The organism is Pseudomonas sp. Arb-4-2C (genome assembly GCF_055755015.1).
On sequence record NZ_CM146899.1, the window covers coordinates 2,955,782 to 2,977,514 of the forward strand.

Consider the following 21,733-nt stretch of genomic DNA (forward strand, 5'->3'; position numbering starts at 1 on the left):
CCCGACCACCGAAACGTGGTTGGATGCTGGCGTTGATTTATTACAAGAAAAAAAAATCGGAGTGACAGCGTTATGAACAGCTTGCGCAGTGTGTCGATCAGCCGACGCTTGTGGCTCATCTTGGTTGTGGCCGTGGTCATGCTGTTGACCTTGGGTGTGTTGATGCTCAAGCAGATCCACGATGACCTGTACCACGCCAAGGCGCAGAAAACCCAGCATGTGGTGCAGACCGCCAGCGGCCTGCTGACCTACTACCACGACCTGGAAACCACCGGCACCCTCACCCGCGACGCCGCGCAGAAGCAGGCGCTGACCGCCATCCGTGGCCTGCGCTACGACCAGAGCGACTACTTCTGGATCAACGACCTCACGCCCGTGATGGTCATGCACCCGACCAATCCCAAGCTTGAGGGCCAGAACCTCTCGGCGATCCGCGATCCGGACGGTTTCGCGGTGTTCAACGAAATGGTTGCGATCGCCAAAAGCCAGGGCGCAGGCATGGTCGATTACCGTTGGCCCAAGCCCGGCGCCAGCGAGCCGGTGGCGAAGACCTCCTACGTCAAACTGTTCGAACCGTGGGGCTGGGTGCTCGGGTCCGGCGTCTATATCGATGATGTGCAGAGCGAGTTTCGCGGCCAGGTGATCAAGGCGACGGTGATCGGTCTGGCGATTGCCGTGATCATGGCCCTGCTGGTGATTTTGATTGCCCGCAGTATCGTGCGCCCGCTGCAGGAAACCGTGAACGCCATGGCCAACATCGCCAGCGGCGAAAGCGACCTGACCCGCAGCCTCGACACTCACGGCCAGGACGAAGTCACGCAACTGGCCCATCACTTCAATGCCTTTACCGCCAAATTGCGCCGGGTCATCGGTGACTTGCAGGTCTCGGCCAGCGCACTGGGCCAGTCGTCCAGCGAACTGGGCAACGATGCCACCCAGGCCCAGCAACGCAGCCAGCAGCAATCGCAGCAGATGGAGCTGGTGGCGACCGCGATCAATGAAGTGACCTACGGCGTGCAGGATGTAGCGAAGAATGCCGAGCACGCCGCCGCTGAAATGCGCGATGCCGAAGCTCAGGCGCAACAGGGCCAGATCAACATCGACGGCAGCCTGCAACAGATCGACAAGTTGTCCGGAACCATTGATCAGGCGGTCGAAGTGATTCGCACGCTGGCGGCGGAAAGCACGCAGATCGGCAGTGTGCTGGAAGTGATTCGTTCGATTGCCGAGCAAACCAACCTGCTGGCGCTCAACGCAGCCATCGAAGCGGCGCGCGCCGGTGAACAGGGTCGGGGTTTTGCGGTGGTGGCCGACGAGGTTCGCCTGTTGGCACAGCGCACGCAAAAGTCGACGGCGGAAATCCAGGCCATGATCGAACGCCTGCAGAATCACTCCGAAGCGGCGGTCAAGGTCATCGGCGACAGCAGCAAGGCTTCGCAACTGACCATCGAACAGGCCGGCCTCGCGGGCGCCAGCCTGAATGCCATCGGCCAGGCGCTGCGCAATCTCAACGGCCTGAACGCCTCGATTGCCAGCGCCACGCTGCAACAGGCGCATGTGGTCGAGGACATCAACCAGAACGTCACCCAGGCGGCCGGCCTGTCCCACAGCACAGCGCTGGCGGCGGAGCAGTCGAGTGCAGCGAGCGTCAAGCTTGGGCAGTTGAGTGAGCAGTTGAACCAGTTGTTGCGCCAGTTCCGCGTCTAAGCCGTAACCTGTGGGAGCGAGCCTGCTCGCGAAGGCGTCGTGTCAGTCAGTGAATCAGGTGACTGATACACCGCTTTCGCGAGCAGGCTCGCGCCTTCATGGTTAATCGGTTCCGTCAAAATCGGTAACAGGCTCGTTCCCACAGGTTTTTGGGTACAATCCGCTCCCTCCTCAACTCCCTCCAAGGAAGCCACATGTCCGGGCTTGAACTGTTTGCCGCCGCCCTCGGCGTGATCGCCGTCTGGCTGACGGTCAAACAGAATCCGTGGTGCTGGCCGATCGGCCTGGTCATGGTGTTGCTGTACAGCTGGATCTTCTATGACGTGAAGCTGTATTCGGACATGTTGCTGCAAGTGATCTACGCCGCACTGCAAGTTTACGGCTGGTGGCAATGGACCCGTGCCGGAACAATGCACGACGGGCGCGACGTCACGCGTCTGGACCGGCGCTCGATCCTGCTCGGCCTGAGCGCGGGCGCCCTCGGCAGTCTGCTGCTCGGCGCGGCCATGGCGCACTGGACCGACGCCGCACAGCCGTGGCTCGATGCCGCACTGACGGCGTTCAGCCTCGTCGCGCAATTGTGGATGGCGCAGAAGCGCCTGCAATGCTGGGCGCTGTGGTTCGTGCTGGACGTGATTTTCGTCGGTCTGTTTCTTTATAAGGGGCTTTACCTCACCGCCGCGCTGTATGCCCTGTTCACCCTGATTGCGCTGCAAGGCTGGCGTGAATGGCGCGCCGATCCGGCGTTGCAGCCATGAAGGTCGTGGTCCTGACCGGCCCGGAGTCCACGGGCAAGAGCTGGCTGGCGGCCGGCCTTCAGGCACACTTTGGTGGTTTGCGGGTGGATGAATACGTGCGCTGGTTCATCGAACAGAATCCGCGCGATACCTGCCTCAACGACATCCCCGACATCGCCCGAGGGCAGTTGCAGTGGGAAGATCAGGCCCGGGCGCAGCGCCCCGAACTACTGATTCTCGACACCCACCTGCTGAGCAATATCCTCTGGAGCCAGACCCTGTTTGGCGCCTGCCCGGCATGGCTGGAACCCGAACTGCTGGCGCGGCATTACGACCTGCACCTGGTGTTGTCGCCGGAGCAGATCGACTGGACCGACGATGGCCAGCGTTGCCAACCGCAACTCAGCGAGCGCATGGCGTTCTTTCAAGCCACCCGCGACTGGCTTGAACAGCATGGGCAAACGCTGCAGATCATTCAGGGCAACTGGGATGAGCGCCGCGCGCAGGCTTTCGAGGCGGTCGCTGATTTATTGGCTGATTGACCCGGCGAACAGCCCCTTTCGGGGCACAAGTGTCCATTCCTGAAACACCCACTCCAGCGCAAAGCAGCCATTTCAATGGCCTTCATCGTTTTGTCAGAATATCTGTTACGCGGGTGAAACAGTCCCCGGCAAACCCTTGTTCCAGAGCTTTGCGCCGCCATTGACCGGGTGGCTGTCGGCGTGACTGTTTCAGCGCTGAAACAGCTTGTGTATCAGCGCCACACGGCTCATCGCCAACCCGTTGAAAATCAACAACAACTCAAAACCGGCACAGCTTTCGCTCTCTCCTTCCCAACGCTGACAAGAGCCAGCCCACTGAAGAAGGAATTGCCGCCGTGGGGAACTTCAATAAAGGCCTGACCTGCCTTCTGCTGATCGGATCAGCAGCCAGCACATTCATCAGTTTCAACGTTCAGGCCGAAGGCAATGGCGTGATCGTTCTCAACCGCGACGTCCAGCCCATTCCCATCGGACGCAGCGGCGGCAAAGACCCCTACCCGACCACGGTCAATGCCAATCCTTCCGATCGAATCAATCAAGCGATGAACAGCACCGAACTCAATGACGGTGACTTCGCCAGTGTAGCCAGCGGGTCCTCGATCCGCAGCAACATCATCACACCGAACTCGGACATGCCCGGCATGAACGTTCTGACCAACCCTAACGGCCTGCCAGGCATGAGTGCCGGTCACGGTGGCGGGGGTGGCGGCACGATCTCCAACACGATCAATCGCTCGTTGAGCACCGGTCTGGCACCGCTGACCCGCATGGCTGGAGGCCAATGAGATGAATCGTTCCCTTCTGCTGCTTGCCCTCTTCGGCTGCGCCAGTGTGATGGCCGATCCCAGTTCAGTGAACAACGCAGACATTCAGGACACCGGTGTGCAGTACCGCGGCAACTTCAACGTCAACCAGGCAGCCGGCGACCAGATGCAACAGACCAATACCAAGGCAATCGCTATCGGCACCAACGCCAGCGCCTCAACCATCGTCAGGCAAAAGCTCGATACACCTGCCAATCCGTCGATGAACGCCAGCGCCACCATTGGCGGTAACTCTTTCAGTAATGGCAACGGGATCCTGGGCGTGAACCAGGGCGCCGGGGCCAACAACCAGATGGCCAACGTGACGCGCGTCAGCATCAGTGCTGCCCCGCAAAGCGTTGACGACAGCGCCCTGTCGCAACAGAACGTGGCGCTTTTACCGAGCTCAGGAGCAACTGGCACCTCACCCGGCAGTCGCCAGGTCACGACAAGTGATCAGGCCTTCACCGGCAGCCGAGGGGTGATTCAGGTGAACCAGAGTGCCGGGGTGGGGAACCGTATGGCTAACACCCTGAGCATCCGGGTCGCTGACTGACCCAAACAAGAAGCAGTGCAATTAGAAAGTACCAACACTTAACCAACTAATAAGCACGACGGAGAAACACCATGAAAACTACAATGGCTCTCAAACCACTGGTTTTCGCTCTTGCAGCAGTAATGGCAATGGCGGCTCAAGCAGGCGGCAACGATCATGGTAACAATGGTGGTCACGGTCACAACCCTCCTCCACCAAAAGGTCCAACCCTGGAAGAGCTGCTGCAAATCGGCGCAGGTGCCGGCGCCGCAGTGCTCGACGTGCAAAACAACGGCGGTAACACCGTCCTGAACCAGGGCACCCAGAACAACGCCGGCATCAGTGGCTCGCTCAACGGCGCCAACGGCAACATCGGTGCAAACAACGTGGCCGGCGACGGCAACCAACAAGACAACGCCGCTGCTCTGGCAACCGCTGACGAAAGCTTCATCTTCGGCTCTGCGGTGTCTGCTTCCAGCGCTACTCAGGTGAACAGCAACAACACCGTTGGCAACTACTCCAGCACTAACAACGCCGCCATGAACAATGTCGGCAACAGTGGCTCGGGCAACATCGGCGTGAACAACGCTGCCGGCAACTTCAACCAACAGAAAAACAACCTGGCAATCGCCGTGTCCGGTGGTCGTGTAGCGCAAGCTGCAGCAGCGGCCAACCAAAGCACTACCGGTCTGCAAGTCGGCAACAACGGCACTCAGACCTTCAAGAAAGACACCCTCACTGGCACTGTCGCCGCCGTCGGCGTATTCGGCGCAGTTGGCACAGCCACCATCAAAGATGACGATCACGGTCACGGCGGTGGCGGTTATGGCAACGACGACAAAGGTCATGGCGGCAATGGTGGTGGCAAAGATCAAAAAGCTACCTTCGAAGCTGTGGGTGCCTTCGGTCTGGCTGGTGTAACCACTCAACAAGTGCTGACTCCAGACGGCTGGAAAAACCCTGTCACCAACACTGCCAGCATGACCAACGTAGGCAACAACTGGTCGGGTAACGGTGGCTTCAACAACGCCTCCGGTGTTGGCAACCAACAAAGCAACTCGCTGTCCATCGCTGCAGGTTGCAAAGCCTGCATGTAATCGCGATCGAAACGAAAGCCCCGGAAACGGGGCTTTTCCTCAGTCCGCAAAGGCGTATCGATCATGCGTAAGACTGCCTTTATCGCCCTGCTTTGCCTGTCCGGCCTGACCCAGGCTGCCCAGATGCCCGTCGCTGCCCTGCCCGGCGGCGTACTCGTCTACAAGAACGTGCAAAGCATCCGTGAACGCAAGTTTGCCGACATCGTCGAACAGAAAACCGATTTCAGCTGCGGCGCTGCCGCACTGGCCACGGTACTGCGCCAGGCCTATTGGCTCGACGTCGATGAGGAGCACATCATCAAAGGCATGCTGGTCAACGCTGACCAGGACCTTGTTCGCACTCAAGGTTTTTCCATGCTGGACATGAAGCGCTACATAGAAAGCATCGGCATGCGCGCCAGGGGTTACAAGATACCGCCGGAGAAGCTCGACGCAGTCACGATCCCGGTGGTGGTACTGATGGAAATTCGCGGCTACAAGCATTTCGTGGTGCTGCAGCGTTCGGACAAGGATTGGGTTTACATCGGAGACCCGGTTCTAGGCCACAAACGCTACTCCCATGATGACTTTGTCAAAGGCTGGAACGGCATTGTCTTCGCCATCGTCGGCCCCGGATACGACAAAACCAATGCACTACGCAGTCCTCCGGCACCGCTGACCGCCAAGAACAAGCTCGATACTTTCAACCCTGTCAAAGATGCTGAATTGATGGACTTCGGTTTCATACAGAGCGACTTCTTTTAATCGCCGATTATAAAGAATGGGACTGGATGTCCCGGGAGCAGCAGATGAAAACCTCATACTGGCTGGCCGCCGCCTGCCTGGCAGCGAGCGCGTCAGGCTATGCCAATGCAGGGTTCAAACCTATCGAAATCCAGGACCAGGAGCTCGCCGAGCTACGCGGTCGTTATGTCATGCCGGGGCGGATCATCAGCTTCGGCATTGTCATGAGCAGTACCTGGCGCAATGCCAGCGGTGATCTGATCGGGGCTGCGACTTCGATGCAGATTCAGGCCGCCACCATCAAACCGGAATTCTATGTCACGACCATCAAGCAACAGGGCAATGGCAGCACCCCGACTCCGGGCACTGGCAATGTCATCGGTGGTTCGGGGCTCGACAGCAGCCAGGGCGTGACCCAAAGCGTACGCGCCGCCGGCGACGGCAACACCGCCAACAACAATGTGGCGATCAATGTTCAGGAAGCCAATACCCCTCCTCCTCTGGTACCTGCACAAGGTCAGGCACTGATGGCCGGGCAGACGATCGGAGCCAGCAATGCCGCCGGCAGCGTCGCCGTTTCGGCCACCAGCAGTGGCGTGCAGATGGCTATTCAAGCCTCGGGGAATCAAGGCACGGCCCTGCAACAAGTCGCCCAGGGCGGCCTGCTGCAGAACACTCGCCTGCTGGGCAGCGCCAATGTGGTCAACAATATGACCCAACTCAATGTTGTGCTTAACAATAACGGCATCAGCCCCGGCGCACTGGACTGCAACCTGACTCAACTCAGGGCACTACGCAATATCGGATATTGAACTACGCTGAGTCTCGATCATTGGGCTTAAAGGGACGGCTTATTCATGTATCGATCAGTATCACTGCGTGCCGCTGTATGTTTGAGTACTCTTCTACCCGCAGCCATGCTGCAAGCGGCACCGGACGCCGACGTAGAAGCCCTGAAACAGGAGCTTCTGGAGCTGAAGCAACGCTACGATGTACAACAAAAAGCCCTGGCGGTGCTCGAACAACGGGTCCGCCAGGTCGAAGACCAACCGGCGGCCCCGCAACCCAAGCGTCTGGCCAAGTCGCCAGCCGACATGAAAGGCAATCCAAAAGTCGCCACCACCGGGGCTCCCGGCGTTGGCGCGGCAGCAGCGTCGGGGGGCGCAGCCGGGGGCAGTGGTGCTTCCTACGGGCAATCACTGGCCGACGATTCGCAACCGGCGCAGAGTGTGTCCAACCTCTATGACGAAGCCAGCGGCTTCTTCGGTGGCGGTAAATTCAGCTTCGAAACCGGCGTGACCTACTCGCGTTACGACACACGCCAACTGATCCTCAACGGCTTCCTGGCCCTGGACTCGATCTTCCTGGGCAACATCAACCTCGACCGGATCAAGGCCGACACCTGGACGCTGGACCTGACCGGCCGCTACAACTTCGACAACCGCTGGCAGTTCGACGTCAACGTGCCGGTGGTTTACCGCGATTCGACCTACCAGTCCGGCGGCGGCAATGGCGGGGCGTCCAACGTGACCACGGAACAGGATGTTTCGCGTGACCCAACCATCGGCGACGTCAACTTCGGCATCGCATACAAGTTCCTCGACGAGTCGGTCAACACCCCGGATGCCGTAGTCACCCTGCGGGTCAAGGCGCCCACCGGCAAGGACCCGTTCGGGATCAAGCTGCGTCAGACCGACGCCAACTCCAACCTGTTCGTGCCTGACACCTTGCCCACCGGTAACGGCGTCTGGTCGATTACCCCCGGCGTCTCGCTGGTCAAGACGTTCGACCCGGCTGTGCTGTTCGGCAGCTTGTCCTACACCCACAACCTGGAGGAGTCGTTCGACGACATCAGTTCGACCGTCAACCAGAAAACCCCGGGCAAGGTCCGTATCGGTGACAGCTTCCAGATCGGCGCCGGTATTGCGTTCGCTCTGAACGAGAAGATGAGTATGTCGTTCTCGGTGTCTGACCTGGTGCAACGCAAGAGCAAGCTGAAACAGGATGGCGGCGATTGGCAATCGGTGGTGTCCAGTGACGCCAACGCCGGTTACTTCAACGTCGGCATGACCATTGCCGCCACGGATAACCTGACCATCGTGCCCAACCTGTCGATCGGCATGACCGACGACGCCCCGGACTTCTCCTTCAGCTTGAAATTCCCGTACTACTTCTGACGCAGGAAAGCCCCGCCGATGCGGGGCTTTCATGCAAAAAGAACGCCGTGGTCACAGCGCCTGCCGCTTCACTGCACAGGCGCCGCACCCACGGCGTTCTTTTTAGCGGATCTGATGTTTGTGCAGCAGGCGATAAAACGTCGGCCGCGACACCCCCAGCACCTTTGCCGCCACACTGAGATTGTCACTGTGCCGGTTCAACACGTCGCACAGCGCCTGGCGTTCGGCGCGGGTCTTGTAGTCTTCGAGTGTGCCCATGGGCGTGGTTATCGAATGCTGGCTGATCAATCCCAGATCACGGGCCTCGATCTGCCGTCCCTCCGCCAGTACCAGCCCCCTTCGCACGCGGTTGGCCAGCTCGCGAACGTTGCCCGGCCAATCGTGTTTGCCCATGGCGATCAACGCGTCTTCACTGAAGCTGCGTGGACGGCGACCGGTCTCGTGGCTGTAGAAGTGGGAAAAATGGTTGGCCAGCATCGACAGATCACCGTGGCGTTCGCGCAACGGTGCGGTCACCACTTGCAGCACATTGAGCCGGTAATACAGGTCCTCACGAAAACGCTTTTTCTCGATGGCCGCTTCAAGGTCGACGTGGGTGGCTGCCAGGACGCGTACATCAACCGGGATCGGCTGACTGCCGCCGACGCGTTCAATGTGTTTTTCCTGAAGAAACCGCAGCAGGTTGGCCTGCAACTCTAGCGGCAGATCGCCGATTTCATCCAGGAACAGCGTGCCACCATTGGCCGCCTCGATACGCCCGACCTTGCGCTGATGCGCACCGGTAAAGGCGCCTTTCTCGTGGCCGAACAGTTCGGACTGGATCAAGTGCTCGGGAATCGCCCCGCAATTGATCGCCACAAACGGCTTGCTGTGGCGCTGGGACTGGCGATGCAAGGTGCGGGCGACCAGTTCTTTACCGGTGCCGCTTTCACCACGAATCAGGACCGGCGACTCGGTCGGCGCCAGTTTGCTCAACAACTTGCGCAGCTCGCGAATCGGCTTGCTGTCGCCGAGCAACTCATGCTCAGGTTGATCGATGTGAATCGTCCCCTGCCCGCGCAAGCGCGCCATGCCAAACGCCCGGCCAAGCGTGACCTGGACCCGTGAGACATCGAACGGCAAAGTATGGAAATCGAAAAACCATTCGCAGACGAAGTCGCCGACGTTCTGCAGCCGTAGAACTTCCTGATTCAGCACCGCGATCCACTCGGTGCCGCTGCGGCTGATCAGTTCCTTGACCGCTTCGGGGCGTTCGAGGTGAAAAGGCTGCAGTCGCAGCAGTCCGACATCGCATGTCCGATCGGCGGCGTTTTCCAGGGTACAACTGTCGACATCCCAGCCCACGGCACGCAAACCGGGTAACAGGCGATGACAGTCGTCACAGGGGTCGACTACCAATAAACGTCGTAACGCTGGCACTTCGATCATGACTGTTCCTTGGCGCCAAATTTAAGGAAATTATTGTAAAAACAGTCATTTGGCAGACCCGACTGTAACATTAGCAAGAAATTGACAGGGCCTTGTATCGATTGCTTATAGATGTACAAGGTAACGAGTTATAAGAAGCAAGTTTATTAGTCAGCTATCGAGTTGAATCTTTCAATCAGCTTTCAAAAACGGTCTGCTGCCTGAGCATAAGCAATAAAGTTGAAATTTCTTTGTGTCATGTGTGACCTGCCACGGGGTTGCGTGCATCAGTACAAGTAACCAGCCGAACGGTAAGCCCAACCGACGGCACATCACTTGATTGGGCACGACAGAGAGAAGACCCCATGACCGCCCCGCTCCGTATCAACGAAGCTCTTTTGATTGCCAACCACGCATTTAAACCCTTCCAGTGCGTGGCCTGGGCCCCACAAGACGGCAACGGCGAACTGAACCTGACCGTCATCGACCGTACCAACTCGCACATCGGCCGCAAGCAGATTCCGAGCAGCGCCTACTCCGATCCGGCGCAACTGGAGCAACTGCTGCAACAGGCACGCGCCGAACTGAGCGAAGAAGGTTACCTGCTGCAATCGTGGTCGATGCCTGACTGACAAGAGGGCAATGCGGATGACGTTGGCGTCATCCGCCCTCTGCATCTTTAGTTATCCGTTACTTTTTATCTTCGGTACTTTTGTACAACTTCTTTTAAAGCGTCAGGCGCCATTGCTTGTCACGCTTTCATTTGGTTCAAAAAGACACTGTTCTGGCACAGTGCGACCCTCCACCTGTTAGTTATGTCAGTTGTACTTCGATGTATTCAGGGATTGAATGTTTCGCTCATGCAGTTACCCGCCCTATCGGGCCTGGTCAACTCGCAAGGAGAGGCATGCATGACCACCGAGAACGCCTTTGCGCTCCCGACACCACTGAATGACGCCGGGCAACTCGACAGACATTTTGCCCACTCCGGCATTGCTCAAGTGTATTTCGCTGACAGCGTATCCAGCATGACCCAGGGTTTGGCCGTGGACCCGCAAGGTCGGGTGCTGGTGGCCGCCAAGGTCGGCACTGCCGATGGCAGCCGTTTCGGGCTCGCGCGGATGCTTGCCGACGGTTCTGCCGACCTGGGCTTCGGTGTTCAAGGCAGCGTGATCGGCGAATTCGCTCCCGGTTTCGAAGCCATGGGCGCAAAAGTGCAGGTACTGGCGGACGGGCGAATCCTGCTGGCCGGCTTGCACTATGAAAATGCTCATCGCACCTTGCCCGCCCTCGCCCTGTTCAACACTGACGGTTCACCTGACACTTCGTTTGGCGACAACGGCCGACAAGTCGTGCGCCTGCCGGGCGATTTGTCCATCGGTTCGCGCGATATCTGGCTACCGCCCGGTATATCCGGTGCGGAAGCCTGCGACATTGCCGTTCAGGACGACGGGCACATTCTGCTGATCGCCAATCACCACTTCGAACTGGCCGACCATGCCGGCATGCTGATCCGCCTTACGCCCAACGGCGCGCTCGACGCAAGCTTCAATGGTCGCGGCTTTGTGATGATTCGCCATCTGTTGCTCAATACCTGGCTCAGCAGCCTTCTGCTGCAGAAGGATGGGCGCGTCGTTGTCGCTGGCTCCATTGATTTCCCTCAGGAGGGCCTGGTTGCGCGCTATCTGCCTGACGGGCGCCTGGACGAGCGCTTCGCGGTAGACGGTTTCCTCGCCTTCAAGGCTCACGGGCAAAGCGCGATGGTCAGCCAGATCATCGAATCAATGGAGCATCTGCACTGCTTTGGCAGCAGTCGCGATCCGATCCGCTGCCTGGCGTTGAGCCTGCACCCCAACGGACGTCCGGAACTGCGTAACAACGCAGGCCACCCGCATCTGCTGGAAATCGGCCCCAGTGGCTGCCAGTGGAGCGCTGCCCAGTGCATGGCCGACGGACGAATTATCGCGGTGGGCGCGACGATTGGCGGTATCGAGGCGGATTTCATCGTGGCGCGCTATTTGCCCGACGGGCAACTCGACGCACAGTTCGGCAACGGCCACGGTTGGCTGCGCACACGTCTGGGACGCAGCCTGGATACCGCCAACTCATTGGCGTTGCAGGCGGACGGACACATTCTGGTCGGCGGCTATTCACTGGACGGTAACTACCGGGCCATGGTCGCGCGTTATCTGAATCAGTAATACCCAAGACTTGAACTTGCCGGGCACTTGCGGCAACTTGCGCGCTTCTTAATACAAGGAGCAACCGATGTCCGGTTCACTGGCCCAGGCGTTCGCGCACAATTTCCTCGGGCACTCGCCCCGCTGGTACAAGGCGAGCATCGTCGGGTTCCTGATCCTCAATGCCGTGGTGCTGTTCACGGTTGGCCCGGTCGCCGCCGGCTGGCTGCTGGTGATCGAATTCATTTTCACCCTGGCGATGGCCCTCAAGTGCTATCCGCTGATGCCCGGTGGCTTGTTGCTGATTGAAGCCCTGCTGCTGAAGATGACCACCCCGCAAGCCCTCTACGATGAGCTGGTGCACAACTTCCCGGTGATCCTGCTGCTGATGTTCATGGTCGCGGGCATCTTCTTCATGAAGGACCTGCTGCTGTTTCTGTTCTCACGGCTCCTGCTGGGCGTGCGCTCCAAGGCGATTCTGGCGCTGATGTTCTGCTTTCTGTCGGCATTTCTGTCGGCGTTTCTCGATGCCTTGACCGTGACGGCGGTGATCATCAGCGCGGCCGTCGGCTTCTATTCGGTCTACCACCGGGTGGCCTCGGGCAACGATCCGCGTCAGGACAGCGAGTTCAGCGACGACCAGCACCTGCCGGCCCTGCACCATGATGATCTGGAACAGTTTCGTGCTTTCCTGCGCAGCTTGCTGATGCACGGCGCGGTCGGCACCGCACTCGGCGGGGTTTGCACACTGGTGGGCGAGCCACAGAACCTGTTGATCGGCCATGAAATGGGCTGGCACTTCGGCGAGTTCTTCCAGAAAGTCGCGCCGGTCTCGCTGCCGGTGCTGGTCGCGGGTCTGGTGACCTGCGTGTTGCTGGAGAAACTGCGCTGGTTTGGCTACGGCACTCTGCTGCCGGACAACGTGCGTGCCGTGCTGGCCAACTACGCCGCTGAAGACAATGCCGAACGCACACCGCGTCAACGTGCCGCCCTGCTGGTGCAAGGTGCTGCGGCGTTGATTCTGATTGGCTGTCTGGCGTTTCACGTTGCTGAAGTGGGCTTGATCGGCCTGATGGTGATCGTGTTGATCACCGCCTTTACCGGCATTACCGACGAACACCGCCTGGGCAATGCGTTCCGCGATGCCATGCCGTTCACCGCGTTGCTGGTGGTGTTTTTTGCCGTGGTCGCGGTGATTCACGATCAACAGCTGTTTGCCCCGCTGATCCAGTGGGTGCTCGCGCTGCCAGCGGATCAACAACCGGGCATGTTGTTCATTGCCAACGGCCTGCTCTCGGCAATCAGCGACAACGTGTTCGTCGCCACGATCTACATCACCGAAGTGAAACAGGCCTTCCTCTCCGGGCACATGAGCCGCGAGCATTTCGAAACTCTGGCGATCGCGATCAACACCGGCACCAACCTGCCAAGCGTGGCGACCCCGAATGGTCAGGCGGCGTTCCTGTTCCTGCTGACCTCGGCGATTGCGCCGCTGGTGCGCCTGTCATACGGCCGGATGGTGTGGATGGCGTTGCCATACACCGTGGTGATGGGGCTGCTGGGCTGGTACGCGGTGAGCTACTGGCTCTGACAACACCCGCTTAAAACTGTGGAAGCGAGCCTGCTCGCGAAGAGGTCGTGTCAGGCACTTCATGTGTTGCCTGGCACACCGCCTTCGCGAGCAGGCTCACTCCTACATTGGTATGCGCTGAGCCAATAGCCCTGGCAACCCGAGATTAAAACTGTGGGAACGAGCCTGCTCGCGAAGAGGTCGTGTCAGGCACTTCATGTGTTGCCTGGCACACCGCCTTCGCGAGCAGGCTCACTCCCACTTGGGTATGCGCTGAGCCAATAGCCCTGGCAACCCAAGATTAAAAGTGTGGGAGCGAGCCTGCTCGCGAAGAGGTCGTGTCAGGCACTTCATGTGTTGCCTGGCACACCGCCTTCGCGAGCAAGCCCGCTCCCACTTTGGTATGCGGTGAGCCAATAGCCCTGGCAACCCGAGATTAAAACTGTGGGAGCGGGCTTGCTCGCGAAGAGGTCGTGTCAGGCACCGCACGTGTTGACCGGCACACCGCCTTCGCGAGCAGGCTCACTCCCACTTGGGTATGCGCTGAGCCAATAACCCTGACAACCCGAGATTAAAACTGTGGGAGCGAGCCTGCTCGCGAAGAGGTCGTGTCAGGCACTTCATGTGTTGACGGGTACACCGCCTTCGCGAGCAGGCTCACTCCTACATTGGTATGCGCTGAGCCAATAGCCCTGACACCCCAAGATTAAAACTGTGGGAGCGAGCCTGCTCGCGAAGAGGTCGTGTCAGGCACTTCATGTGTTGACGGGTACACCGCCTTCGCGAGCAGGCTCACTCCTACATTGGTATGCGCTGAGCCAATAGCCCTGACAACCCGAGATTAAAACTGTGGGAGCGGGCTTGCTCGCGAAGAGGTCGTGTCAGGCACTTCATGTGTTGCCTGGCACACCGCCTTCGCGAGCAAGCCCGCTCCCACTTTGGTATGCGGTGAGCCAATAGCCCTGGCAACCCGAGATTAAAACTGTGGGAGCGAGCCTGCTCGCGAAGAGGTCGTGTCAGGCACTTCATGTGTTGACGGGCACACCGCCTTCGCGAGCAGGCTCACTCCTACATTGGTATGCGCTGAGCCAATAGCCCTGGCAACCCGAGATTAAAACTGTGGGAGCGGGCTTGCTCGCGAAGAGGTCGTGTCAGGCACTTCATGTGGTGACTGGCACACCGCCTTCGCGAGCAGGCTCACTCCTACATTGGTATGCGCTGAGCCAATAGCTCTTCAACACCCACTCATTCTTTTTGTTCCTGGGTGATTCAGCGCGGCAGGATGTACTTCTCGATGGCCTGCGCTACGCCATCTTCGGTGTTTGTGCCGGTGATTACATCGGCCTGACGCTTCACCGCCTCTTCGGCCTGCCCCATGGCAATCGATAACCCCGCGCAGTGGAACATCGCCGGGTCGTTGCCGCCATCGCCAATCGCCGCCGTCTGCTCCAGCGGGACGCCGAGGTGCGCGGCAATGGTCGCCAGCGCGCTACCCTTGTTGGCTTCCAGCGCCGTCACGTCAAGGTAAACCGGTTGCGAGCGCGAGACCTGGGCCATGCCGTTGACCTTGGGCAACAGGCGCGCTTCAAGCTCGATCAGCAAATCCGTGTTGTTGCTGGTGGCGACGATCTTGTCGATCCGCTCCAGGTACGGCTCGAAACTCTCGACCACCACCGGCGGATAACCGAGGCCGTGCTGTTCGCGTGGCACCATCGGCCCGTGCGGATCCTTGAGCAACCAGTCACCACCGCTGAACACCCAGATTTCGACATCCGGTTGATCCGCGAAGGTCGCCAATGCAATTAACGCTGTCGCAGCGGGCAGGTAATGCGCGACCAGCAAGCTGCCATCCGGGTTGACAATGGTGCCGCCATTGAACGCCGCCGTCGGCAGATCAACACCCAGGGCTTCGATCTGCTGCAGCATGGCTTTGGGTGGGCGGCCGGTCGCCAGGCTGAACAACACGCCAGCCTCGCGCAGTGAACGAACGGCGTCGATGGTGCGCTGACTCAGGCTGTGATCAGGCAGCAACAGCGTGCCGTCCATATCGCTGAGTAAAAAACGGATCGCATCACTCATCCCAGGCCATGCCAGACGCGACCATCGCGACTCAGTAGATCGTTGGCAGCTTGCGGGCCGTCTTCGCCGGCAGCGTAAGTCTGTACGCTCGCGTCCTGCTGCCAGGCGTCGAGGAACGGTTGCACTGCGCGCCAGCCGTTCTCGATGTTGTCGGCGCGCTGGAACAGCGTCTGGTCACCGGTCAGGCAGTCGTAGATCAGGGTTTCGTAGCCGGTGGACGGCTGCATCTCGAAAAAGTCTTTGTACGCGAAACCCAGCTCGATGTTGGCCATGTTCAGCGCCGGCCCCGGCCGTTTGGCCAGCAGGTCGAACCACATGCCTTCGTTGGGCTGGATCTGGATGCGCAGATAGGTCGGCTGCAATTCATCGACCTCGGTGTCACGGAACTGCGCGTATGGCGCCGGCTTGAAGCAGATGACAATTTCGGTGTCGCGCACGCTCATGCGCTTGCCGGTGCGCAGGTAGAACGGCACGCCGACCCAGCGCCAATTGTCGATCATGACTTTCAGGGCGACGTAGGTTTCGGTGTTGCTGTCGGGCGACACGTTGGCCTCCTGGCGATAACCGGCCAGCGGCTTGCCATCGATCTCGCCGGCGCTATACTGGCCACGCACCGAGTTGGCCCGCGCCTCTTCAACGGTCCATGGGCGAATCGCGCCGACCACCTTGGCCTTCTCGCCACGCACCGCATCGGCGCCGAACGCGGCCGGCGGCTCCATGGCAACCATCGCCAGCAGCTGGAACAGGTGATTGGGCACCATGTCGCGCAGTGCACCGGTGTGCTCGTAAAAACTGCCACGGGTTTCGACGCCGACGGTTTCGGCGGCGGTGATCTGCACGTGGTCGATGTAGTGGTTGTTCCAGAACGCTTCGAACAGGCTGTTGGAGAACCGGCTGACCAGAATGTTCTGCACGGTTTCCTTGCCCAGATAGTGATCGATCCGGTAGATCTGCTTTTCCGACATCACCTTGAGCAGGCAGGCGTTCAACGCCTCGGCGGTCTGCAGATCGGAGCCGAACGGTTTTTCGATGACCACCCTTCTGAACGCTTCGGGCGTTTCTTCCAGCAGTTTGGCGGCGCCCAGACGGCGCACCACTTCACTGAAGAAACGCGGCGCGGTGGCCAGGTAGAACACTGCATTGCCAGTGCCGCTGTCGGCGATTTTCGCCGCCAGCGCAGAATAAGTGCTGTCGTCCAGGAAGTCGCCCTGAACGTAGCTGATACCTTTGGCGAGCTTGGCCCACAAGGCCGGATCAAGCATCTGATCGCCCTTGCCGACCTTCGCCGCCACTTCGGTACGGATGAAGTCTTCGAGTTTTTGCGCGAAGGCTTCATCGGTAATGGCGTTGTGATCAACGCCGACGATCCGCAGATTGTCGTCAAGCAAGCCGTCGCGACTGAGGTTGTACAGCGCCGGCATCAGCAAGCGCTTGACCAGGTCGCCGTGGGCACCGAACAAAAACAGCGTGGTCGGTGGTGCGGGTTCTGCCTTGGATTTTCTGCGGATCGTATGGGTCATTTCTTCGGTGTCTCCACGTGGCCGCCGAAGCCGAAGCGCTGGGCCGAAAGAATCTTGTCGCCAAAGGTGCCCTGGCCGCGGGAGCGGTAGCGCGAGAACAGCGAGTTCGACAACACCGGTACCGGCACCGCTTGCTCCATGGCCGCTTCGATGGTCCATTGACCTTCGCCGCTGTCAGCCACCGAACCAGAGAAACCGTCGAGCTTCGGATCGCTCGCCAGCGCATCGGCGGTCAGATCGAGCAGCCAGGACGACACCACGCTGCCACGACGCCACACTTCAGCGATGTCGGCAACGTTCAGGTCGAAACGCTGATCTTCCGGCAGGCGCTCGCTGGACTTGGTCTTGAGGATGTCAAAGCCTTCGGCGAATGCGGCCATCATGCCGTACTCGATACCGTTGTGAATCATCTTCACGAAGTGCCCGGCACCGGCAGGACCGGCGTGGATGTAGCCGTGCTCGGCACGGTGGTCCTCGGACTTGCGATCCTTGGTGCGCGGAATCTCGCCCATGCCCGGCGCCAGTGCGGCGAACAGCGGATCCAGACGCGAAACGGTCTCGGCGTCACCGCCGATCATCATGCAGTAACCGCGTTCCAGGCCCCAGACGCCACCGGAGGTGCCGACGTCGATGTAGTGCAGGCCCTTTTCAGACAGGGTCTTGGCCCGGCGGATATCATCTTTGTAGTTGGTGTTGCCGCCGTCGATGATGGTGTCGCCGGCTTCGAGCAAATTGCTCAGAGTGTTGATGGTGTCTTCGGTCGGCGCGCCGGCCGGCAGCATGACCCACACTGCGCGTGGCTTGGCCAGGCCTGCGACCAGTGCCGGCAGGTCGGCGACGCCCGTGGCGCCCTCGGCGGCCAGGGTGTCGACAAAGGCGGTATTGCGGTCGTAAACAACGGTAGTGTGCCCGTTGAGCATCAGGCGCCGCGCAATATTGCCGCCCATGCGGCCCAGTCCAATAATCCCGAGTTGCATGTGCTGATGCTCCTTACTACAAATAAATGTGTGACATTGGTTATAGCCCAACGCGACTAATGGAGGTTAGTCCAGAGCGTCCGGCGGAAGTTTCCGGGCATTGTGCCCGATCCAGACTGATAACGCCCCGAATCATGCCGAAGACACACCGACCATGAAAAATAAAAAAGTTCCATTCATGAGCGAAAGAAATCAAAATTGGCGCCGATAGCAGATCAGTACCCCGAAACCGGGACGATTTGCAGTTGAGACACGCCATTTGCGAGGTGAGCAATGGGCACAGTACACACAGCAATGCCGCCACAAACCCTGTACGTCACGATCCGTCGCGATGAATTGCGTCAGTTGAAAGACGAGCGCGACCAATTGAAACAGGAGCTGGCGCAGCTGCGCTCGCTGACCCAGGGCGCTCAGCCCAAACCTTTGCCGGTTGTCCAGCGCAACCCGCACGCCTGACCTGCCCCGCCAGCTTCGGGAGCGGCGCCTGTCGTTCCCGACATGATCCTCTTCTGCCCCTGATCAGCAACTAACGAAGTTTTCACATTCCGTTCGTGATACTCCGGCGCATTCTGGCCGTGCGTTTGCGCGCGGCCTCCGTTCGTCGGTTTCATGAAGCGTTCCGGCGGTGGTTAGTGACGATGAGCTGGAGTGCTGAATGGCATTGTTCAAACGCAGCAAAACGACTGCGACAGGTTTCGACTGGGCCGGGGTTCTCTGGCTTTTCGCGTTTTTCTGGTATTTCTCGGGTATTACCCAACTGTTGATCCAGCTGACCGGCACCTCCGGCTTCAGCGGATTCCGTCAGGCCTTTGTGATGAGCGCGGTCTGGCTCGCACCGATGCTGCTCTTCCCCAAGCGCACCAAGCTGCTGGCCGCATTGATCGGCATCGTCTTGTGGGCCTGCTCGATGGCCAGCCTGGGCTACTTCTTCATCTATCAGCAGGAATTCTCGCAAAGCGTCATCTTCATCATGTTCGAGTCGAACATTTCTGAAGCCGGCGAGTACATGACCCAGTACTTTGCCTGGTGGATGATTCCGGCGTTCCTCGCGCATACCGCTTTCGCCTACTTCCTGTGGACTCGCCTGCGTCCGGTGTACATGCCCCGTGGCCGCGCTTTCGTCGCCGCCATGGCGATCCTGATTGCCGTGGTCGGCTACCCGCTGATCAAGCAGACCCAGCGCACCGGCAGTTTCGCCGGGGGCTTCGAGAAGTTCGAAGACCGCATCGAGCCTGCCGTGCCTTGGCAAATGGCCGTGGCTTACCACCGTTACCTCGATACTCTGGCCGGCATGCAAGACATGCTGCACAGCACGAGCAAGGTTCCGCCACTGCATAACCTCAAGGCAGCAGACGCCGATAAACCTTCGACCCTGGTGCTGGTGATCGGCGAATCGACCAACCGTCAGCGCATGAGCCTGTACGGCTATGGACGCAAGACCACGCCGGAACTGGACAAGCTCAAGGATCAGCTCGCGGTGTTCGACAACGTCATCACCCCGCGTCCTTACACCATTGAAGCGCTGCAGCAGGTCCTGACCTTCGCCGACGAAGAGCATCCGGATCTGTACCTGTCCACGCCGTCGCTGGTCAGCATGATGAAACAGGCCGGCTACAAGACGTTCTGGATCACCAACCAGCAGACCATGACCAAGCGCAACACCATGCTCACGACGTTCTCCGAACAGGCCGATGAGCAGGTGTACCTGAACAACAACCGCAACCAGAACGCCGCTCAGTACGACGGCGACGTGATCGAGCCATTCAACAAGGCGTTGACCGACCCGGCGCAGCGCAAGTTGATCGTCGTGCACCTGCTCGGTACTCACATGAGCTACCAGTACCGCTATCCGCCGAGCTTCGACCAGTTCCAGGACCGTACCGGTGTGCCAGCCGGCGTGCGTGACGATCAGGTGCCGACCTACAACAGCTACGACAACGCCGTGCTGTACAACGACTTCGTGGTGTCCAGCCTGATCAAGGACTACGCCAAGTCCGACCCGAACGGTTTCCTGCTGTACCTCTCCGACCACGGTGAAGACGTGTTCGATTCGGCCGGCCACAGCACCCTGGGCCGCAACGAGAACAAACCGACGGCGCCGATGTACACCATTCCGTTCATGGCCTGGGCTTCGCCGAAATGGCGCGAGAACCATAACTGGAACTTCGCCGCCGATCTGGGGCGGCCGTACAGCAGCTCGCACCTGATACACACCTGGGCGGACATGGCCGGTTTGAGTTTCGATGAGCTGGACCGCAGCAAGAGCCTGGTCAGCGACAGCTTCAAACCGCGTCCGCTGATGATCGGCAACCCTTACGAGCGTGAGCAGCGGGCGCTGATTGATTTCAGCCTGATGAAGCCGAAGAAAGTCGAGCCGACCGCCGCAAATGTCGTTCAGCAGTAACCGTGTAAAAGACGCCGGTTTCGAGAGATCACAATCGGCGTAACGCATAAAGAAAAAGCTCCGTATCGCAAGATACGGAGCTTTTTTCGTTGTGGTCGACTGTAGCGCCCGCGCATAAAAGCCCCTGTCGTGACGCCTGAGAGAAAATGGGCGCAACTGCACCCTCTCAGCCCCTCTCCCCTTGAACAGGCAGCCTGCGCGCTCAGAGGGCGCCAGTTAACGTCCTTGATGCACTCGGTACTTTTTCACCGCACAAAAACAAACGCCCCGAACAAGTCGGGGCGTTTGTGAGTGCTTGCGCCAGAGTACTCTCACACTCTGGCGCTGCAGATCCGGCGTTATCAGTAAGCTTTGCCGGTCTTGTAGAAGTTCTCGAAGCAAAAGTTGGTTGCTTCGATGTAGCCTTCCGCACCACCGCAGTCGAAACGCTTGCCTTTGAACTTGTAGGCCATGACGCAGCCGTTCTGGGCTTGTTTCATCAGGGCGTCAGTGATCTGGATTTCACCGCCCTTGCCTGGCTCGGTCTGTTCGATCAGGTCGAAGATATCCGGAGTCAGGATGTAGCGGCCGATGATGGCCAGGTTCGACGGTGCATCTTCAGGCTTTGGCTTCTCGACCATGCTGTGTACGCGGTAGATGTCGTCGCGGATCATCTCACCGGCGATCACGCCGTACTTGCTGGTCTCCTGCGGATCGACTTCCTGGATGGCGATGATCGAGCAGCGGAACTGCTTGTACAGCTTGACCATCTGGGTCAGTACGCCGTCGCCTTCGAGGTTGACGCACAGGTCGTCCGCCAATACCACGGCGAACGGTTCGTCACCGATCAGCGGGCGACCGGTCAGGATCGCGTGGCCCAGGCCTTTCATTTCGGTCTGACGGGTGTAGGAGAACGAGCACTCATCCAGCAGTTTGCGGATGCCGACCAGGTATTTCTCCTTGTCGGTACCTTTGATCTGGTTTTCCAGCTCATAGCTGATGTCGAAGTGGTCTTCCAGAGCACGCTTGCCACGACCGGTCACGATGGAGATTTCTGTCAGGCCAGCGTCCAGAGCTTCTTCAACGCCGTACTGGATCAGTGGCTTGTTTACCACCGGCAGCATTTCTTTGGGCATGGCTTTAGTCGCTGGCAGGAAGCGAGTACCGTAACCGGCTGCTGGGAACAAGCATTTCTTGATCATATAAGTCCTTGAAAGGGCTGTGTGTACGAGTTTCGGCGCAGTCTAATCAGGCGGCGTGCACCTTACAATGCCCCGCACTGGGTAACCGATGCCA

The 21,733-nt window shown here is 59.4% G+C and carries 19 protein-coding genes; 14 read left to right on the forward strand and 5 right to left on the reverse strand.

The features are described from left to right. Nucleotides 1-72 precede the first annotated feature (72 nt). The 9 genes from AC0J41_RS13155 to AC0J41_RS13195 all read left to right on the forward strand — a co-directional run bounded on the left by AC0J41_RS13155 (nt 73) and on the right by AC0J41_RS13195 (nt 8,321). A complete protein-coding gene (locus tag AC0J41_RS13155) occupies nt 73-1,707 on the forward strand; it encodes a methyl-accepting chemotaxis protein (RefSeq protein WP_473015864.1) in 1,635 nt (544 codons plus the stop codon). A gap of 194 nt (nt 1,708-1,901) precedes the next feature. Next, the gene (gene pnuC / locus AC0J41_RS13160) at nt 1,902-2,465 is read left to right on the forward strand and encodes a nicotinamide riboside transporter PnuC (RefSeq protein WP_473015865.1); all 564 of its coding nucleotides are present in this window, start codon (nt 1,902-1,904) and stop codon (nt 2,463-2,465) included. Then, a complete protein-coding gene (locus AC0J41_RS13165; RefSeq protein ID WP_025109552.1) occupies nt 2,462-2,986 on the forward strand; it encodes an AAA family ATPase in 525 nt (174 codons plus the stop codon). The genes pnuC and AC0J41_RS13165 overlap by 4 nt, the downstream gene beginning before the upstream one ends. Nucleotides 2,987-3,321: 335 nt before the next feature. Continuing rightward, nucleotides 3,322-3,771, forward strand: a complete 450-nt coding sequence (locus AC0J41_RS13170) for a hypothetical protein (RefSeq protein ID WP_025109551.1) — start codon at nt 3,322-3,324, stop codon at nt 3,769-3,771. Nucleotide 3,772: 1 nt separating this feature from the next. Then, nucleotides 3,773-4,345 carry a hypothetical protein gene (locus AC0J41_RS13175; protein WP_025109550.1) on the forward strand — a complete coding sequence of 191 codons (573 nt, stop codon included), beginning with the start codon at nt 3,773-3,775 and terminating at the stop codon, nt 4,343-4,345. Nucleotides 4,346-4,416: 71 nt separating this feature from the next. Continuing rightward, nucleotides 4,417-5,421, forward strand: coding sequence for a heme utilization protein (locus tag AC0J41_RS13180; RefSeq protein ID WP_473015866.1), 1,005 nt, complete (start codon nt 4,417-4,419; stop codon nt 5,419-5,421). A gap of 63 nt (nt 5,422-5,484) precedes the next feature. Next, entirely contained in the window at nt 5,485-6,165 is a 681-nt protein-coding gene (locus tag AC0J41_RS13185) for a C39 family peptidase (RefSeq protein WP_025109548.1), read from the forward strand. A 44-nt stretch (nt 6,166-6,209) separates the two neighbouring features. Then, nucleotides 6,210-6,956: a hypothetical protein gene (locus tag AC0J41_RS13190; protein WP_473015867.1), complete on the forward strand. Its 747-nt coding sequence runs from the start codon at nt 6,210-6,212 to the stop codon at nt 6,954-6,956. Nucleotides 6,957-7,001: 45 nt separating this feature from the next. Next, nucleotides 7,002-8,321, forward strand: a complete 1,320-nt coding sequence (locus AC0J41_RS13195; RefSeq protein WP_473015868.1) for a hypothetical protein — start codon at nt 7,002-7,004, stop codon at nt 8,319-8,321. A gap of 102 nt (nt 8,322-8,423) precedes the next feature. On the opposite strand, the gene AC0J41_RS13200 is transcribed toward AC0J41_RS13195, so the two are convergent. Next, nucleotides 8,424-9,749, reverse strand: a complete 1,326-nt coding sequence (locus AC0J41_RS13200; protein ID WP_473015869.1) for a sigma-54 dependent transcriptional regulator — start codon at nt 9,747-9,749, stop codon at nt 8,424-8,426. 344 nt (nt 9,750-10,093) lie between these two features. Here AC0J41_RS13200 and AC0J41_RS13205 point away from each other — a divergent pair, with 344 nt between their 5' ends. The 3 genes from AC0J41_RS13205 (at nt 10,094) to nhaB (ending at nt 13,499) form a co-directional block, all read left to right on the forward strand. Then, nucleotides 10,094-10,360: a hypothetical protein gene (locus AC0J41_RS13205; RefSeq protein ID WP_025109544.1), complete on the forward strand. Its 267-nt coding sequence runs from the start codon at nt 10,094-10,096 to the stop codon at nt 10,358-10,360. A gap of 279 nt (nt 10,361-10,639) precedes the next feature. Continuing rightward, on the forward strand, nt 10,640-11,929 hold the full coding sequence (locus tag AC0J41_RS13210; RefSeq protein ID WP_025109543.1) for an NHL repeat-containing protein: 1,290 nt from the start codon (nt 10,640-10,642) through the stop codon (nt 11,927-11,929). A 67-nt stretch (nt 11,930-11,996) separates the two neighbouring features. Then, complete coding sequence (gene nhaB, locus AC0J41_RS13215) at nt 11,997-13,499, forward strand: sodium/proton antiporter NhaB (protein ID WP_473015870.1); 1,503 nt, start codon at nt 11,997-11,999, stop codon at nt 13,497-13,499. Between the two features lie 1,248 nt (nt 13,500-14,747). On the opposite strand, the gene AC0J41_RS13220 is transcribed toward nhaB, so the two are convergent. The 3 genes from AC0J41_RS13220 to gnd are packed head-to-tail and all read right to left on the reverse strand — an operon-like array spanning nt 14,748 to nt 18,078. Then, entirely contained in the window at nt 14,748-15,557 is an 810-nt protein-coding gene (locus AC0J41_RS13220; protein ID WP_025112435.1) for a Cof-type HAD-IIB family hydrolase, read from the reverse strand. Further along, on the reverse strand, nt 15,554-17,077 hold the full coding sequence (gene zwf / locus AC0J41_RS13225; protein ID WP_473015871.1) for a glucose-6-phosphate dehydrogenase: 1,524 nt from the start codon (nt 17,075-17,077) through the stop codon (nt 15,554-15,556). Before zwf ends, AC0J41_RS13220 begins: the two co-directional genes overlap by 4 nt. Next, nucleotides 17,074-18,078 carry a phosphogluconate dehydrogenase (NAD(+)-dependent, decarboxylating) gene (gene gnd / locus AC0J41_RS13230; protein WP_473015999.1) on the reverse strand — a complete coding sequence of 335 codons (1,005 nt, stop codon included), beginning with the start codon at nt 18,076-18,078 and terminating at the stop codon, nt 17,074-17,076. The genes zwf and gnd overlap by 4 nt, the downstream gene beginning before the upstream one ends. A gap of 249 nt (nt 18,079-18,327) precedes the next feature. Here gnd and AC0J41_RS13235 point away from each other — a divergent pair, with 249 nt between their 5' ends. Both AC0J41_RS13235 and AC0J41_RS13240 read left to right on the forward strand, forming a co-directional pair. Then, a complete protein-coding gene (locus AC0J41_RS13235; RefSeq protein WP_003225385.1) occupies nt 18,328-18,510 on the forward strand; it encodes a DUF6026 family protein in 183 nt (60 codons plus the stop codon). Nucleotides 18,511-18,709: 199 nt separating this feature from the next. Further along, nucleotides 18,710-20,458, forward strand: a complete 1,749-nt coding sequence (locus AC0J41_RS13240; RefSeq protein WP_025112438.1) for a phosphoethanolamine transferase CptA — start codon at nt 18,710-18,712, stop codon at nt 20,456-20,458. Between the two features lie 341 nt (nt 20,459-20,799). Here the strand turns inward: AC0J41_RS13240 and galU are convergent, their stop codons facing one another. Further along, nucleotides 20,800-21,639 (reverse strand): UTP--glucose-1-phosphate uridylyltransferase GalU, encoded by an 840-nt coding sequence (galU, locus tag AC0J41_RS13245; protein ID WP_007912230.1) that lies wholly within the window; start codon nt 21,637-21,639, stop codon nt 20,800-20,802. Nucleotides 21,640-21,733 lie beyond the last annotated feature (94 nt).